This window comes from Marinobacter sp. DSM 26671, assembly GCF_900112835.1.
Classification (GTDB): Bacteria; Pseudomonadota; Gammaproteobacteria; order Pseudomonadales; family Oleiphilaceae; genus Marinobacter; species Marinobacter flavimaris.
This window is the reverse complement of record NZ_FONF01000003.1, coordinates 68554-84750: the sequence shown is the minus strand read 5'-3', so window position 1 is coordinate 84750 and position 16197 is coordinate 68554. Positions and strand designations below refer to the sequence as shown.

Genomic DNA, 16197 nt, shown 5'->3' with positions numbered 1-16197 from the left:
TTCATGTCTGTAATTGATGTACATCGCCCGCACACCCTGGATCAAGAACACGCAAGGCAGGCCGCAGAATCCCTTGCCAAAGACCTGTCCAGTCAGTTTGACGTGCATTATGAGTGGGAAGGCGACCACCTGAAGTTCAAGCGCAGTGGCGTCAAGGGACACCTGAACATCACCCCGACAGACCTGCACATTCACCTGGAGCTGGGCATGATGCTGCGGCCCTTCAAATCGCGGATCGAGCAGGAAATCCACTCCCAGCTGGACCAGATCATCAAGGCCTGAGCCAGCCAACTATCCCCGGCTCAGAGGTTTTCCGGCAGGCTGAACGGGTCCGGGTGATGGTCGAGAATGTTGCGCATCACCCGCTGTTCCCGGGAAACCAGCCGGTCGATCAGTAGCTCCACATCGTCCATCTTCCGGAAGGCGGAATAGCCCCGGTGTAGGAAGCTGTGCAGATCCGTCAGATCGGCCATCTCCGCCGGGCCCCGGGTCATCGATAGCAGCCATCCAAGGGTGCGGTTGCGGACATAGCGATCAAGTTGCTGGCCAACGTCTGCCACCAGGGTAATCTGTTTCTCTCTCTGCGCCAGCCGTCGGCTCTCCCGGTAGGCTGCACAATAGGCGTCCGTGGTGATTGCCCGCGCAGACACACCTTGCTGATGGAACAGTTCGGCGAGCTCCAGGTCCAGCTGTTGGGTGATCAGGTTCAGTTCCACGAGGCCGGCGAAGGTGTCCAGCAGATTATCTGGCAACCACTTCACCATTTTGGGAAACACCCGATCAATATTGTCGTCCCGGCGGGTCATGCCGGCCGGGGCGTAGAGGTCGGTCAGCAGAAATTCGAGGCCGTGGTGATATCCGGGATGGCGATAAAGATCCTCATGGGTCGACTTCAGCCGCTCCGCCTGCCAGTCGGCGACGGAGACGGCGTGTTCCATCAGCGGATGCTCGGCTTTCAGGCGCCGGAAATCATGGTAGTCCAGAAGCAGTTGCTGCAGCCGGCGAGCGCTTTCGGAGCGGGCTTCGGTAGCGACGAGGCGCTCACGGTACATGGGCGATGGCTCCACTAAACCTGAGGAAAAGAGCGTAGTTTAGCGGAGCTACGGCGGTCTTGCAGTAGGGCAATGCCCGGGCATTAGCCCTGTGCGGCGGCGGGCAGCGTTTCGAACCCCGGGACCCATTCCTTGCTGTCGAGGGTGATGAAGTGGCTCGGCGCCTCGGTTTCGACGATTCGCATGGTGGTCGGGCTCTGGCGCGCACTGGCCAGCATGGAGGAACGATCGAGAATGCGGTCGACCGCCGGAATCAGGAAGGTGCCGTGGCGTACATGGCTGTAAACGCTGGTGTCTGTCCGTGCCATCCAGTCCATGATGTTCTCGATGTTACGAACAATGGTCAGATGATCCTTGGTGGCGGAAAACAGTTTGCTCAGCAGTTGCTTCTTGCGCGGGTTCATCTTGCCAAAGAAGGTCTGTCCGTAGGCGGACGACGGAGCGCTGTTGATCAGGCGTATCAGCCAGGGCCACATACCGTGGCTTACAGGTTCCAGAATGGTGGTCACCAGCGCCGACAGCCTGCCGTTGGGGAGCACGGGTGCTTCCAGTACCACTTCCACGTCGTCATACAGCTCTGGCCATTGCTTGATGGCCTCCAGGATCACCGCCCCGCCACGGGAATGACCATGAACCCGAATGTTGTCAGTGGTTGGCAGGCTGGAAAGCGCCTGATTGAGAATGCAGGCGTCGTATTCGATGGTGCCTTCCAGGTGCTTGATCGGCACTTCCCAGTCCGGGGTCTCCGGGGTCACGCCGTTCACCGGGATGTGGTAATTGCTACAGGTGAGCAGGATCAATTCGGTGGTGGGCGCTTCATAGGCCTGGGTGAAGTAGCAGTGGTTCTCCAGAAAGCCGTGCACGCCGACAACGGTCTGCTCGGCCTTGCCGCTGTGGTTGCGAACGGACACAGCGCCTTTGCCAACGCGATACACCCGCCCGGAGAACATTTCCGAGTAGGCGCTCTCAATCGGTTTTATCAGTTTGCGAACGTGGCTCGCTTTCATAACTGCTCTCCCGTCCAGCACGGCAATGACCTGTTATTGGAATTAGGGTGTGCTGGTAAGCCTTTTGTACCCTGATCATCTCGCTGTGTTACTGGCCCTGAATAAAGAATTTTTGATCCCTCAGGGCCAATCGATCGCGGATCGACAGCGCGTAATAACCATTGCACTACGGCTTATAACCAGTATAGGACTGAACAGTTACTCACGTGTAATTTTTTGTAACAGCGTACGCTGGTGCCGCATATGGAGCCGGAAGGGCTTGTCTGGCACAATGCGGAGTTCGGTTTTTACTTACCTTCACCACTTTTCCAGGGACGTTCGGGTTTGAGTCACGAACAATCGCATCTCCTGCTACCTGCGGATTCGGCCTGGCTGGCCCTGGAACGCCCGGAAAACCCCATGACCATCACCGTGATGTTGCGGGTTGATGGGCTTACTGCGCCCCGTTTCAGGGAGTTTCTGCGGGTGTACTGGATGGCCTGGGAGCGTTTCCGGTACATGCCCGTCAAGCGCTCACCTGCCTGGTGGTGGGAGCAGGATCCGACGTTTGATGTTAGCCACCACCTTGATGTGGTTGTGGATCGTTTCACGCCCGACAGCCTTCAGGAATGGGTGTCCGCGCGTCTGAACCAGCCTCTGCCCATGTATCGCCCGCGCTGGAAATTCTGGCTTGCGCCCAATGCCGAGGGTGGGGCGGTGCTACTGCTGCGCATTCACCACTGTTACGCCGATGGCCTGTCTCTGCTGGGCATCTTTGACCGACTGTGCCCGCCCTCTCCCCAGCAGCATCCCGCCATTTACGGCGCCCCCGAAATCGCGGAGCTGTCACGCTGGACGGCTGCGGCAAAGGCCTGGTTCGGGCAACTGATGGCATCCGAAGAGCCTTCTGAAGAATCCCACGGTGCTGGCAATGCAGACCGGTCCGCCGGTAATCAATGGCAGGACGCGGGTCGCTTGCTGGAGCGGGTCGCCCAGAAGAGCCTGAAGCTGGTCAATGAATTTTCGGAGTTCCTGGTGGAGCCGGAAGACACGGCGACGGATCTCAGGCAGCCGTTGCTGGGGAGGCGACATTGTCGCTGGTCCGAGCCAGTGCCCCTCGACCGCTTCAGAAACATTGCCCGAGCTACCAATGTAACCATCAACGATGTGTTGCTGAGCTGTGTGGCGGCGGCTGTGCGCACCCGCCTGGGCATTGAAGGCGAGGACCTCGATGAAGCCGTGCTGCATGCCGCCGTACCGGTGGATATTCGCAGTCGCCTGCCCGAGGAGCTCAAGCCGGCACCCGGCGCGCTGGGCAATTATTTTGGCACCGTGTTTGTACCTTTGCCGGTGGATGGTGAAAGTCCCCTCGAGCGACTTTTCCGCATCAAGCACGAAACCCGCCGTCTTAAGAAAAGCTGGCAGCCCGGCATTGCCTGGGGTCTCGCGGCCAGCGCCACGATTGTTCCAGAGCCTTGGCGGGAGCCGTTGGCCGAGGTGTTCTACCGCAAGGCCAGTGCCGTGGTGTCCAACGTGCCCGGCACTCCGGAGGCCCGGTATATTGCCGGCTGCCGGATAACCGAACAGATGTTCTGGGTGCCCCAGGCCGGGGATATCGGTTTGGGTATCAGCATTGTCAGCTACGCCGACCAGGTGCAGTTTGGCGTCGTTGCCGATGAGGCGGTGATGGCCGACCCCGAAGACTTCCTCAACGACTGCCTGCAGGAACTGGCTCAGTTCCCCGGCGACTGATCCGCCGGGTCGTACTCCCAAAGTTTCAATTCAAGTGCCTCCCAAATGAGCAGAAAACCTGCTCCGTCGAAGCATTTTCCCCCTCCCTTGCATCACCGACCATGGAATTCAGGCGACAGACCGCGCCTGGGGCGTCCGGATGATCCGGGCCTCCGATCCCAGATTTCCAAAAACAACCGGGGGAACTATGAAAAACAATAACGTCAGAAAGTCAGGGTTAGCGATTGCCATGGCAGCGGCCATGGGCGCCAGCGCAGGAGCCAATGCCGCTGTTGAGCTGTATAACCAGGACGGCACCAGCTTTTCCGTGGATGGCTACTTCAACGCATTCTACGTAAACCGTGACGACAAGCAGAACGACGTTCGGGATTCCCGCATCAAGATGGGCTTCCTGCCGAACACCATCGGCTTCAATTTCAGCAAGGATATGGGTGATCTGACCCTGGGCGGACGTTCTTCGTTCTGGACCACCATCAATGACAGTCTTGATTCACCCACAGACACCGCCATCGACGTGCGTCAGTTCTATGCCACGGTAGACGGCGATTTTGGTCAGGTGCTGATTGGTAAGGACTTCGGCCTGTATGCCCGCTCCAACATTTTCCTCGACGAAATCCTGATGGGATTCGGTTCCCCGGGCGTCGCCGGTGGCGTTTCCTTCGGCAATATCCGCGCAGGCTATCCGTACCCGACACCTTCCGCCCAGATTACCTATCGCTCGCCGGATATGGGTGGCCTCAAGGTCGCGGCCGGTGTTCTGGATCCCGCCGATACGGTGACCGGTGCCAATGACGAAAATGCCGCACCCCGCTTCGAGTCCGAGGTAACCTACAACGCCAACCTGAACGATGTGGCCCTGACCGGCTGGGTGAACGGGCGCTATCAGTCTGCTGAAAATGGCAGCACGACCGTCGACAGCACAGGCCTCGGCTACGGTATCAAGGCGTCGGTCGCGGGACTGACCCTGGCTGCTTCCGGTTTTACTTCCAAGGGTGACAACCCGGTTCTGATCGGCAACGGTGCGGTGACCGAAGACGATGCCGACGGCTTCCTGGTTCAGGGCTCCTATGCCTTCGGTGCCAATCGCGTTGTGCTTTCCTACGGCGAGACGGACGCTGAAATCCTGAATCTGGAAACCGAGAGCACAACGCTCGGGTTCTTCCACGATGTAAACAGAAACTTCAAGCTGGTTGCCGAGTACAACATGTACGAAGACAACAACCGCACCACCGGTGCAACCACCACTGAGGCGGACACCATCGCCCTTGGCGCCATCGTGATGTTCTAAGCCCTACCTGGCGTTGCGGGTGGCAGGAGGCCTCTCGCTGCGCTGGTTTGTCTAAGACTAAAGTGCCGGTTTGCCTTGAGGCAAACCGGCAGCGCCACCAGGCATTGATTCAGGAGGCAGTTTAATCAATGGCTTACAATCATTTTGGCGCGCCGATTAAAAGCACTGAAGTCGCATTGGCTGCGTTTGCGGATGCCGTAGAATCGGTGAAAAGTCATCCGTTTTCGGGAACCGCGTTTATGAAGCCAGCGACGACCCTGCCTGCGGTCCGGGTAGCGAGCTCCAGCGTTCGCGATCCCATGTTGGCCGCCACCAATCTCGCCAGCCAGCTCAGCCACGAGCATCTTGGCTGTGTACTCTTCTTCTGTTCTGCGGAATACGACCTGGGTCGACTTGGTAGTGCCCTTGAGCACAGTTTTCAGGGTGTGCGCGTCTGCGGCTGCACTTCGGCCGGGGAGATCACTCCGGACGGCTACGGACGTGGATGCATCACCGCCATCGGCTTTGACAGCCGCTATTTTGCCATCGATTGCGCCCTGATCCGGGAACTGGACCGGTTCACCCTGCAAGATGCCCAGGGCGTAATCGACGGCCTGCTTTCAACCTGTCGGGACGCCAGGCTGGCGCCGGTCAAGGGCAACACCTTTGCCATTACGCTGCTGGACGGTCTGTCGAGTCGTGAAGAGCTGGTGCTGGCAACGCTCAATTCGGCGCTCGGCACCATTCCCCAGTTCGGCGGCTCCGCCGGCGACGATGAGCGCCTGGCCAACACCCATGTGTTCTACGATGGCCAGTTCCACACCGGAGCCGCCACGGTGTTGCTGGTGAACACACCGCTGGATTTCCGGGTTTTTTCCACGCACCACATGGTCGAGCGCAGTGAAAAGCTGGTCGTGACCGACGCCTGCGCGGAAAGCCGCACGGTGTATGAGCTTAATGCAGAGCCGGCAGCTGATGCCTATGCCCGCGCCGTTGGTGTGGATGTCGAAGCACTGGATCGCAAGGTCTTCGCACTCAGGCCCATGGGAGTAAAAATCGGCGGTCACTATTTCGTCCGATCGGTGCAGCGGGTGAATCCGGACAAGAGCCTGACTTTCTACTGTGCAGTGGAAACGGGAATCGTGATGACGGCGATGGCGCCGGAATCCCTGCTGGACAGCGTTCGCACCCAGATCGAGGCGGCAGAGCAGGTCGTGGGGCCGCCCCTGGTTACGATTGGCTGCGATTGTTTTCTGCGACGGCTGGAGGCTGAACTGACCGGGGAAGTGGAGGCAGTCTCGGAGTTCCTTCGCCATCACAAGGTGATTGGCTTCAATACCTATGGCGAGCAGTTCGACGGTATGCATATCAACCAGACGTTTACGGGGGTGGTCATTGGCCAGCCTGATGTCCGTTCCGGACAAGATTGAAGCACCCGTCGAGGACGAGCGGGACCAGCGAATTGCCGAGCTTGAGGCGGAGAACGAGCGCCTGAGGCGAATTCGCGATGCCCTGATTGTCCGGGTGGAGTCCGGCTCTGCCCATAAGCCGGAGCCCTACGCGGCCTTCGAGCACTCGGTGGTGCTTGCCGAGCAGGTTCGGGAGCGAACCGAGGCGTTGAACCAGGCCATGGAACAGCTCAAGGGCAGCAACAAGGCCCTGAATCGGGCCCGGGAAGAAGCCGAGACAACCCGCCAGAGGTTGAGCGATGCCATCGAGAGCATTGCCGACGGCTTTGTGCTGTTTGATAACCAGCATTGCCTGATCCAGAGCAACAGTCGGTTCCGGAGCTACTGGCGGCATGCCGGTGTTGAGGCGCCAGGCCAGGGTACCCGTATTTCAGAAGTGAAGCGGCAGGCGGTGGCCTGCGGTCTGGTTCTGGAGGAACACAGCCATCCGGATTCGGAAGGCGTGGTGTTCTTGCTGGCCAACGGCCGCTGGGTTCAGGTTACCGAGAGACCGACCCGGGAAGGCGGGTTGGTCGTGCTCTACTCCGACATCACCGATGTGAAGAACAGCGAAATGGCCCGGCGGATCAAGGCGCTCGAAGAAAGCGAGCGCTGGATTCGGGTGGTGACCGACCATGTTCCGGCGCTGATTGCCTACATCGGGGCCGATATGACCATCCAGTTCTGCAACAAGGTCTACGAGTCCTGGTACGGGCGCAAAGGTGAGTCGCCACTCGGCAAGCGCCTCAACGAGGTACATTCGCCCGAGTTCTACCAGCGCCTACTTCCCCAGATCCTCGATGTCATGGACGGCCACAATGTCACATTTGAATTCGAGGAGACCGGTGAGCAGGGTGAGGTGCGCCACATGCTGCGCTCCTACGTTCCCAATTTCGATGAGCAGGGAGACATCATCGGTTTCTTTGTGTTGATACGGGACATCACCGACCGCCGCAAGACCGCCCTGGCACTGGAACAGGCCTATGACAACCTGGAGCGACGGGTGAAGGAGCGCACCGCGGCCCTGACCGGCCTGAACAACCAGCTGCGCCAGGAAATCACCGAACGGGCTGCCGTAGAAGCCCGGCTTCGGGATGCCAAGCTGGAGGCCGAGAGGGCCAATCTCTCGAAAACCAAGTTCCTCGCTGCGGTCAGCCATGACTTGCTGCAACCTCTGAATGCCGCACGGTTGTTTACCAGTGCTCTGCTGGAACAGTCGTTCGGGCCCAAGGCGGAAGGCCTGGTTCGGTCGGTCAGTACCTCTCTGGACGACGTCGAAAACCTTCTGGGCACCCTGGTGGATATTTCCAAGCTCGATGCCGGCGTTATCAAACCGGATGTCACCGCCTTTGATCTTCGGGACCTGCTCAATAACATCGCCCGGGAATTCCGGCAGATGGCCACGGCCGAGGGGCTGCAACTGGATTTCGTTGCCAGCTCCGCGATTGTGGAGTCGGATTCCCAGCTACTGGCTCGGATCCTCCGGAATTTCCTGACCAACGCCATCCGTTATACCGGCAACGGCCGGATTCTGCTTGGCTGCCGTCGACAAACGGACCATGTCCTGTTGCAGGTGTGGGATACCGGCCCCGGTATTCCCGAAGACAAGCTCACCGAGATCTTCCAGGAATTCAAACGCATCCGTCCGGCCGGCTCACAACCCGATAAAGGCCTGGGGCTTGGTCTGGCCATTGTGGACAAGATATCGCGCATGCTTGGGCATGAGGTGACGGTGAATTCCATTGAGGGCAGGGGATCAGTGTTCAGCGTCCGGGTCCCCATTGGCAAACTGAAGCCGAGGCAGCCGACGGCCGACCAGAATCGAGCCGTGTCTTTCGATAGTGGTCTTGGCGGTGCCCGAATCTGGGTGATCGATAATGACCTGTCGATCTGCCAGGGCATGCAAACCCTGCTCGAAGGTTGGGACTGCCAGGTGGTGACGGCGGTGTCCCTTGAGGATCTCGAGCGTCAGCTGGATCCGGCTACCAGTGAAGTGGACCTGATCCTGGCGGACTATCATCTGGACAACGATGAAAACGGCGTGGATGTGGTGGCGGAGATCAATGGCCGCCGGAACTGCCCGGCGCCGGTGGTGATGATTACCGCCAACTACACCAATGAGCTAAAGCAGCATATCCGCGAGCTTGGGCATCTGCTGATGAACAAGCCGGTGAAGCCCCTTAAGCTGCGCAGTGCGCTGAGTCATTTGCTTAGAAGCTGATATTGACGATAGGTGTCGGATTACGGCTGCGCCCAATCCGACAAACACCCTACCTTAACGCTTCAAATACTGACTGAAATCCACATCACTGGCAGACAGAATTGCCTGAACCCGGTTGTGAACCCCGAGCTTGCGAAGGATCGCAGACACATGGGCCTTCACCGTTGTCTCGGCAATGTTCAGGTTATAGGCAATCTGCTTGTTGGATTCGCCCTTGGACATGCGCTCGAGCACCAGCAGCTGGCGGCGGGTCAGGGAGTTCAGCAGCTCCGGTGAAATCGGATTGTCTTCATTGCGGCTGCGGCGGGTGTTGCTTTCCTTGCCGGTGCGAATGATATCCGACGGCAGGTAGACGTTGCCGTTCAGGATCTGCTGGATGGCTTCGGTCATCTGGGCCCGGGGCGAGGACTTGGTAATGAAGCCGCAGGCGCCGTAAGTAATGGCCTGCAGTACCACCTGTTTGTCTTCCTCGGCAGAGACAATCACCACCGGAATGGTCGGGGCTTCATTGCGCAACGTGATCAGACCGTTCAGGCCATGCATGCCCGGCATATTCAGGTCCAGCAGGATCAGGTCCAGATCGTCGTTCTCGCGGGTAATATCGAGGGCGCTGTCCAGATCGTCGGTTTCGATGATCTCGCTGCCCTCAAAGCCAGAGGCGATAACGCTGCTGATGGCTTCGCGGAACAGTGGGTGGTCGTCGGCAATCAGAATCTTGTAAGCCGGCTCCATGGATGGGTCTACCTGTTTGTTTTCAGTGTCGGGAATGGCTTCCGAATCATGATAGCGTTTTTCAGAATCATGATGGCAGTTTTCGGAAGGGTAGTTCTCGGTAGAGAGTGCGGCTTCGAGCTCGTTCAGCATGGCGGCCTCCTGTGCAGAGAATCGCCGGAATCGGTTCCGATCCTCTGTTTATTATTGTGATGGTTTCATTACACGCCATCTTGGTCTCGGGTTGAATGCGACCATCGCACCAAAAAACAGGCACCAAAGTACTATTCTTGCCGGGCTGTGGGCTTCGTATCGTGGAGCAATGAGCCTACAACCAACAATAACTCTAGTCTCCCAACCCTCTCTTGCCGATCGCTGGATCAAAAAGGGAGTGACCGCCCTGGTGTGTCTTATCTTCAGCCTCGCAGGTGGTGCCCAGACCGGGGAGGGAGCCTCTGAGCTGCCCGTACTGTCCGTCAGCGTATTGCAGTTCGGCACGGCCCACTGGGAGCTTGACCATATCCTGCATCGGGAACTGGATCGGGAGAATGGCTATCGGCTGGACCTGAAACCGGTGGCCAACCTGCCGGCCTCCAGGCTCGCGGTCACCAGCGGTTCGGTGAATGGCGCAGTGGCCGACCTGCTGTGGGCGCAGTCCAGGTTTCAGGCAGGAGCGCCCTACCTTTATGTGCCTTTTTCATCCCAGATCGGCGATATCGTTGTCGCCGAGACTTCCCCGATCCGCTCGGTGGCGGATCTGGCGGACAAGCGCATCGGCGTAGCCGGCGGGCCGGACAGCAAGGGCTGGATACTGCTCCAGAAAGTCGCGGAGCGGCAGGGTATCAATCTGGACGAATCCGCAGAGATCCAGTTCGCTGCTCCGCCGCTGCTCAGCCAGGCTCTCAAGCGGGGACAGGTAGACGTGATCGTCACCTACTGGCATTTCGCGGCCCGTCTCCGGGGTGAGGGCGGCTGGCGGTCGGCCTTCAGCATGGCCGATCTGCTCACTGAGCTGGACCTGGATCGCAACCTGCCGGTGCTGGGTTATGTCTTCCCTGCGAAATGGGCGACCGATCATGGATCGTTGATAGATGGTTTCGCGGCCTCCCTTCAAGAGGCCAAAGCCGAGCTGGCGGACAGTGAATCACCCTGGCAACGCTTGCGTCCCCTGATGGGTAATCCTGAAGATGGCGTCTTCACGGCATTGCGCGAGGGCTTCGTCGCCGGCACGCCTGCGCCACAAACAGAACAGCGTATTGCAGACCTGCAGCGATTGATGACCCTCACAGGTGCCGACCCGGACCGCCTGATGCCCGCCAATCTGTTTTACCGGAGCCAGCCGTGAAAGGCCCTACCGGCCGCCCGCCGCTCTGGAGCTACTGGATAGTTCTGCCCTCGTTTGTCGTGCTCTGGGCGCTGACGGCCTGGCTGCTTCAGTCGCCCCTTTTACCAACGCCGGCGAACGTACTGGACACCATGGTTCGGGAGTCGGCGTCCGGCGAGCTCTGGCATCACCTGGGGGCGACCCTGGCCCGCGTGGTGGTCGCCTTTGTTCTGGCCATGGCGATTGGCACCGCCATCGGCATTGTGATGGGCCGGTCACAAACCACCAATGCCCTGTTCGATCCCCTGCTGGTGTTGTTACTCAACCTGCCGGCGCTGGTCACCATCATCCTTATGTACGTGTGGTTCGGCCTGGTGGAAGTGGCTGCCGTGATGGCGGTCGTGATCAACAAAGTGCCCAACGTTGCGGTGACGGTTCGCGAAGGCGCCCGCAGCCTCGACTACCGGCTTGAGGAAATGGCCACCGTTTACGAGTTCACCCGCTGGCAACGGTTGCGTGAAGTGTGGGTGCCGCAGCTGTTTCCCTACCTCATGGCCGCCACCCGGGGTGGTCTTGCCCTGATCTGGAAGATTGTCCTTGTGGTGGAACTGCTGGGCCGCTCCAGTGGCGTCGGCTTCCAGCTGCATATGGCGTTTCAGGTATTCGACGTGGCCGCCATTCTGGCCTACAGCCTGGCCTTTATAGCCGTCGTCCAGCTGATCGAGCTGGCCATCCTGCAGCCCCTCGAGCGTCGATCCAGCCGCTGGCGCCAGCCGGAGGCCGCTCATGCTTGAACTCAGAATCGCCGGCCGTGATTTCGGCCAGCCGGTGCTCGGAGAGGTATTCGCAACCGTTTCGCGAGGCGACCGCATCTGCCTGCTGGGACCCTCGGGAATCGGCAAGACCACGTTACTGAACGCCATTGCCGGTCTCGATAAATCGGTGCCAGAGAGCGCCGTTATCGGCCGGGAGCAGCTCCGGGTGGGCTACCTGTTTCAGGAGCATCGCCTGCTGCCATGGCGGACTTTACACGCCAATCTCAGGCTGGTTGGTGCCAGCGATGACGAGGCCGGGACGTTGCTGGGCCAGGTTGGCCTGGCCGGATACGGCCATTATCTCCCGGACCAACTGTCACTCGGTATGGCCCGAAGAGCCGCCCTGGCCCGTTGCCTGGCGGTGAAACCGGACTTGCTCTTGCTGGACGAGCCGTTTGCCTCGCTGGACCCCATCATGGCCGGCGAACTGAAAGCCTTGATCGCCGGAATCCTGAACTCGCAACCTGATATGGCGATGATCTGCGTTACCCATGATGGCGGTGATGCAGAGATATTGGCGAACCGCCTGTGGTATCTCGACGGCAAGCCTGCGCGACTGCAGTGGGACGATGTATTGGCAGAGCCTGGGCTGGTCGATGGGCTTCTTGGGCGCCTTCGTGATCTGGATTTGACGGGCTCTTAGGTTGATCGAGGGTGTCCGCAGTCTGTCGGATTACGCTTTGCTAATCCGACCTACCTGTGTTGGCGGTTTGCACGGAGTATGGGTGGTCAGCGGGGAGAAGGTTTCCAAAACTGTGCGGAGCCAGGGATGGCGGAGCCCAAGCGTCACAGGGATGTGCCGTAAGGAGCGTGTTTTGGAAACCTTCTCCGCGCTGACCACTGGCACCAAATCAAGCCGGCTTGGAAGCCCCAATTATCCTGGTGCGTTGGGGCCGGAAGCCTGCCGTGGCCAGTAGCGCTAGCACCGCCGTCACACCGGCGGTAATCCCGTAAGCCATCGGATTCCACTCCAGGTACAGCGAGAAGCGGATCGCCTCGACCGCGTGGGTGAACGGATTGAACTGGCAGATCCAGTACAGCCAGGGGCTGGCCTCGTTCATGCGCCAGAGCGGATAGAGCGCCGAGGACATGAAGAACATCGGGAAAATGACAAAGTTCATCACCCCGGCGAAGTTCTCCAGCTGTTTGATCCAGGTGGCGATCAGCAGGCCCAGAGCGCCAAGCATCAGACTGGTCAGAATCAGCGCTGGCAACACCGCGAGGTAACCCCATAGCGGTGGCTCCACATCCACCAGCAGTGCCAGCAGCAGGAACACATACACCTGGCCAATGGACACCACGCCCATGGCCAGCAGTTTGGTGACCAGCAGGAACGGCCGGGGCAGGGGGCTCATCAGAAGCACCCGCATGCTGCCCAGCTCCCGGTCGTACACCATGGACAGGGCACCCTGCATGCTGTTGAAGAGGATGATCATGCCGCACAGCCCCGGGGCGATGTAGGTCTCGTAGGTGATGTAGGTTTCGTAGGGCGGGATGATGGAAATACCCAGCACTGCCCGGAACCCGGCGGCGAACACCACCAGCCAGAGCAGTGGCCGCACCAGGGCGCTGGCGAAGCGGGTGCGCTGCTGCCAGAACCGCAGCCACTCCCGGGTCTGGATGCCCACAAAACAGTGCCAGTAGTGTGCTGCCTTCATATCAGCCGGCTCCGGTCAGGGAATGGAAAGTTTCGGCCAGATCCCGGGTGCCTTCGGCTTCGCAGATGGCCTGGCCATTGCCGTCGGCCAGCAACTGGCCCTGGTGCAGGATCAGCACCCGGTCGTCAGTGCGAACTTCTTCGATCAGGTGGGTGGCCCAGAGTACGGTCAGGCCGTCTTCTTCGCACAGGGTACGCACGTGCTCGTTGAGCGCTTTTCGGCTTGCAACGTCCAAACCCACCGTGGGTTCGTCGAGTAACAGCAGCGAGGGTTCATGCAACAGGGCTCGGGCAATTTCCACGCGCCGGCGGTGACCGCCGTTGAGCTGGCGGACGGCATCGTTGGCCCGGTCCAGCAAGTTGAAGCGTTCCAGTTCCCGGTCACCGCGGGTGCGGGCTTCTTTGCGGGACAGCCCGTGTAACGCCGCGTGGTATTGCAGGTTCTGGCGAACGGTCAGGTCCAGATCCAGGGCATTCTGCTGGAACACCACGCCAATCTTGCGCATGGCCTCCGCCGGCTGCTTTTTCAGTGATTGGCCACCCAACAGAATATCACCCTGCTGCAGGGCCAGCAGCCGGGTGAGCAAACCAAAAAGGGTGGATTTACCCGCCCCGTTTGGCCCGAGCAGGGCGTGAAAACGGCCAGAGGTCAGCACAAAGCTGACCTCCCGGAGCACCGGCTTGTCGCCGTAACGAAAGCTGAGGTTGCTCGCTTCGATGGTCATGACGTCGGATCGATGACCACACCCCAGGGGTAGCGGCCCACCTTGATGGATTTAATGACCTTCATGTCCTCCAGATTGATCACGGACACGTCCCCGGAAACGCCATTGGTGGTGTACAGATGCGTCTCGTCCTTGTCGAGATCCAGCTGCCAGACGCGTGCACCCACCAGCAGGTAATCCAGAACCTCATAGGTTTTTGCGTCGACTACCGCCACATGATTTGAGGGGCCAAGCGCCACAAACGCGTACTTGCCGTCAGACGTCAGCTCAATACCTACCGGTTGGACCCGATCCTGATTCACACCGGGCACCTTGAAGGACATCTCGTGGATCTGCTCCAGGTTTTCGACATCGATGATGTGCACGGTGCCGCCAATTTCCGCGGAGGCCCAGGCAGTCTTGCTGTCCTTGCTGAACTCCACGTGGCGCGGACGCTGGCCCACTACGATGTTCTTCTCGATCTCGAAGGTCTCGGTGTTGATCCAGTGCAGCATGCTGGTGGTTTCGGAGGTGTTTACCGCCCACTTGCCGTCCGGGCTCACCGCCATCCCCTCCGGCTCAATGCCCACATCGATCTGGGCCAGAACATCCTTGGTATCCACATCCACCACCGTCACGATGGCGTCGTCCTCGTTGGCGATGTAGAGGTGCTTGTTATTCGGGTGCAGCGCGAACTGCTCCGGATCTTCACCGGAAGGCAGGGTGTCCACAATCTTGCGGGTGGCCAGATCCAGCACCTGAACCGTGTCGTCGTCGCTGGCACAGATGTACAGCTTGGTAAAGTCTTTGGACAGCAGGATACCCCGGGGCCGCTGGCCGACACTGATGGTCTCAATCACTTCCTGGGTTTCGGTATCAATCACCGACAGGGTGTTATCTTTCTCGTTGGACACATAGGCCACGCTGGCCAGTGCCGGTGTCGACAGGCCGATCATGGCGGCCAGTGCGGTCTGTTTGAACAGGGTTTTCATGGTGTGACTCCTTTTTGTTTTGAACGTTGGCCGGCATGGGCTCAGCCGTTAATCCGGCACTCGCTTTCAGGTCTGTCGAAGCCGAGGGTGTCCATTTCGGTATTCGGGTGCAGGAAGCCTTCAAAAGGAGCTCGTGCTACCAGTCCCCGGGGATGCACGAGTGGAATCGGCTGTCTCAGCTGGCCGTTCCAGTCGCGGAAGGTGAGTTTGCGGCCCTTGAACGCGGCCAGCTGGAATTTGTCACTGAACAGGAAATTTCGGATGTCGGTGGGGTGCGCAGAATTCAGGTCGGTCACTGCCGTACCCATTGACCGAATGGCAGCCCAAGCCGCGTAGTCTTCACCGTTCATATCCCGCCCAGCCAATTCGCGGAAACGGTTTTGAAGTTGCGCGGCACCCCAGCTTTCCACCACCCGATGCCAGGTGACCGGTGACATGCCCTGGGTGCCCACCACCGGGCGCGGCAGCCAGGTGTTGAACGGCACGTACTCGCCAAAATCGCCCCGTACATCAGCGACTACAACCGCATCATAATCACTGGCCTGGGTGAACAGCGGTAGTTCTTTGGAGGCGGTACGGCGCAGGTCGGCGTCAAAGGTCCAGGGCTTGTCTTCGACGATCTCCAGCCCGAAGCGCTTGGCGGAACGGCGGAAGGCATCGGCCCAGCCCTTGTCTGCTTCAGTCGGCCCGGTAATCAGGAAAACCTCATCCCAGCGTCGCTTATTCAGCCACTGGCCCAGGGCGTCGGTGAGCATCGAATAGCTGGGCATGGTGTGCAGCAGGTTCACGTGACACTGGCCGGTGCGCAGGGCATCGTCCTTGGCGCCAGCGTTGAAGACCAGGGTGTTGTCGCCGCTCTTGCCCGTGATGGTCTTCAAGGTCTGGGCCGGAGCGTTCACCACGAAGAGCTCAATGCCGCTCTCACGCATGGCATCAAAGGCCGCGATGGCCGCTTCTTCCGAATCGGCAACCTCACTCCGGAGTGAGTAGGTCTGGCCCAGAAACTTGCCGGTGGTGCTGTTGTCGTTGATGGCCAGCTCGGCGCCTCGCAGACCGGCGTCTTCAGGTTCCGGGATTACATTGGAAAGCACCGGTCCCTGATCCGGAACCCACTGAAGATAACCAATCCGCACATCCAGGGTCTCAGCCTGAAGCGGGCTTGCTGCCGCTAGTGTGATCATTGAAGTGGCCGCTGTCCGGGACAGAAAAGACATGGGATTCTCCGGTTTGTTGTTGTGCTTCCAGCTTAGAGAAGGGAAAAAGTCCCG

General features: G+C 59.6%; 15 protein-coding genes. 8 read left to right on the top strand and 7 right to left on the bottom strand.

The genetic code is table 11. From position 1 onward, the window contains the following. Nucleotides 1-3: 3 nt before the first annotated feature. Complete coding sequence (locus BM035_RS04295; RefSeq protein ID WP_014578400.1) at nucleotides 4-282, top strand: polyhydroxyalkanoic acid system family protein; 279 nt, start codon at nucleotides 4-6, stop codon at nucleotides 280-282. Nucleotides 283-302: 20 nt separating this feature from the next. Here BM035_RS04295 and BM035_RS04290 read toward each other — a convergent pair whose 3' ends face one another. Together BM035_RS04290 and BM035_RS04285 are read right to left on the bottom strand one after the other, a co-directional pair. Beyond that, nucleotides 303-1052, bottom strand: a complete 750-nt coding sequence (locus tag BM035_RS04290; RefSeq protein ID WP_053113119.1) for an FFLEELY motif protein — start codon at nucleotides 1050-1052, stop codon at nucleotides 303-305. A gap of 83 nt (nucleotides 1053-1135) precedes the next feature. After that, nucleotides 1136-2059: an alpha/beta hydrolase gene (locus tag BM035_RS04285; protein ID WP_008170999.1), complete on the bottom strand. Its 924-nt coding sequence runs from the start codon at nucleotides 2057-2059 to the stop codon at nucleotides 1136-1138. Nucleotides 2060-2383: 324 nt separating this feature from the next. Between BM035_RS04285 and BM035_RS04280 the strand changes: the two genes are divergently transcribed. From BM035_RS04280 to BM035_RS04265, 4 genes are all read left to right on the top strand, one after another. Beyond that, nucleotides 2384-3790, top strand: a complete 1407-nt coding sequence (locus BM035_RS04280; protein ID WP_092030609.1) for a WS/DGAT domain-containing protein — start codon at nucleotides 2384-2386, stop codon at nucleotides 3788-3790. A 187-nt stretch (nucleotides 3791-3977) separates the two neighbouring features. Further along, nucleotides 3978-5078, top strand: coding sequence for a porin (locus BM035_RS04275; RefSeq protein ID WP_092030431.1), 1101 nt, complete (start codon nucleotides 3978-3980; stop codon nucleotides 5076-5078). 239 nt (nucleotides 5079-5317) lie between these two features. After that, the gene (gene nosP / locus BM035_RS04270) at nucleotides 5318-6487 is read left to right on the top strand and encodes a nitric oxide-sensing protein NosP (RefSeq protein WP_441295076.1); all 1170 of its coding nucleotides are present in this window, start codon (nucleotides 5318-5320) and stop codon (nucleotides 6485-6487) included. After that, nucleotides 6465-8726 (top strand): hybrid sensor histidine kinase/response regulator, encoded by a 2262-nt coding sequence (locus BM035_RS04265; RefSeq protein ID WP_092030608.1) that lies wholly within the window; start codon nucleotides 6465-6467, stop codon nucleotides 8724-8726. The genes nosP and BM035_RS04265 overlap by 23 nt, the downstream gene beginning before the upstream one ends. Before the next feature lie 54 nt (nucleotides 8727-8780). Here the strand turns inward: BM035_RS04265 and BM035_RS04260 are convergent, their stop codons facing one another. Continuing rightward, nucleotides 8781-9458 carry a response regulator gene (locus BM035_RS04260; protein ID WP_062786421.1) on the bottom strand — a complete coding sequence of 226 codons (678 nt, stop codon included), beginning with the start codon at nucleotides 9456-9458 and terminating at the stop codon, nucleotides 8781-8783. Nucleotides 9459-9828: 370 nt separating this feature from the next. On the opposite strand from BM035_RS04260, the gene BM035_RS04255 reads away from it, so the two are divergent. Genes BM035_RS04255 through BM035_RS04245 form a run of 3 tightly spaced genes read left to right on the top strand, consistent with a single transcriptional unit; the run spans nucleotide 9829 to nucleotide 12219 of the window. Beyond that, on the top strand, nucleotides 9829-10782 hold the full coding sequence (locus tag BM035_RS04255; protein WP_092030426.1) for an ABC transporter substrate-binding protein: 954 nt from the start codon (nucleotides 9829-9831) through the stop codon (nucleotides 10780-10782). After that, complete coding sequence (locus BM035_RS04250) at nucleotides 10779-11555, top strand: ABC transporter permease (RefSeq protein ID WP_092030425.1); 777 nt, start codon at nucleotides 10779-10781, stop codon at nucleotides 11553-11555. Before BM035_RS04255 ends, BM035_RS04250 begins: the two co-directional genes overlap by 4 nt. Then, nucleotides 11548-12219 (top strand): ATP-binding cassette domain-containing protein, encoded by a 672-nt coding sequence (locus BM035_RS04245; protein WP_092030423.1) that lies wholly within the window; start codon nucleotides 11548-11550, stop codon nucleotides 12217-12219. Before BM035_RS04250 ends, BM035_RS04245 begins: the two co-directional genes overlap by 8 nt. Nucleotides 12220-12427: 208 nt before the next feature. Here the strand turns inward: BM035_RS04245 and BM035_RS04240 are convergent, their stop codons facing one another. Genes BM035_RS04240 through BM035_RS04225 form a run of 4 tightly spaced genes read right to left on the bottom strand, consistent with a single transcriptional unit; the run spans nucleotide 12428 to nucleotide 16143 of the window. Next, nucleotides 12428-13234, bottom strand: a complete 807-nt coding sequence (locus BM035_RS04240; RefSeq protein ID WP_092030421.1) for an ABC transporter permease — start codon at nucleotides 13232-13234, stop codon at nucleotides 12428-12430. A 1-nt stretch (nucleotide 13235) separates the two neighbouring features. Continuing rightward, nucleotides 13236-13958 (bottom strand): ABC transporter ATP-binding protein, encoded by a 723-nt coding sequence (locus BM035_RS04235; RefSeq protein WP_092030419.1) that lies wholly within the window; start codon nucleotides 13956-13958, stop codon nucleotides 13236-13238. Then, nucleotides 13955-14929, bottom strand: a complete 975-nt coding sequence (locus BM035_RS04230) for a YVTN family beta-propeller repeat protein (RefSeq protein WP_092030417.1) — start codon at nucleotides 14927-14929, stop codon at nucleotides 13955-13957. The genes BM035_RS04235 and BM035_RS04230 overlap by 4 nt, the downstream gene beginning before the upstream one ends. A 41-nt stretch (nucleotides 14930-14970) precedes the next feature. Then, the gene (locus BM035_RS04225; RefSeq protein WP_175497337.1) at nucleotides 14971-16143 is read right to left on the bottom strand and encodes an ABC transporter substrate-binding protein; all 1173 of its coding nucleotides are present in this window, start codon (nucleotides 16141-16143) and stop codon (nucleotides 14971-14973) included. Nucleotides 16144-16197: the final 54 nt, after the last annotated feature.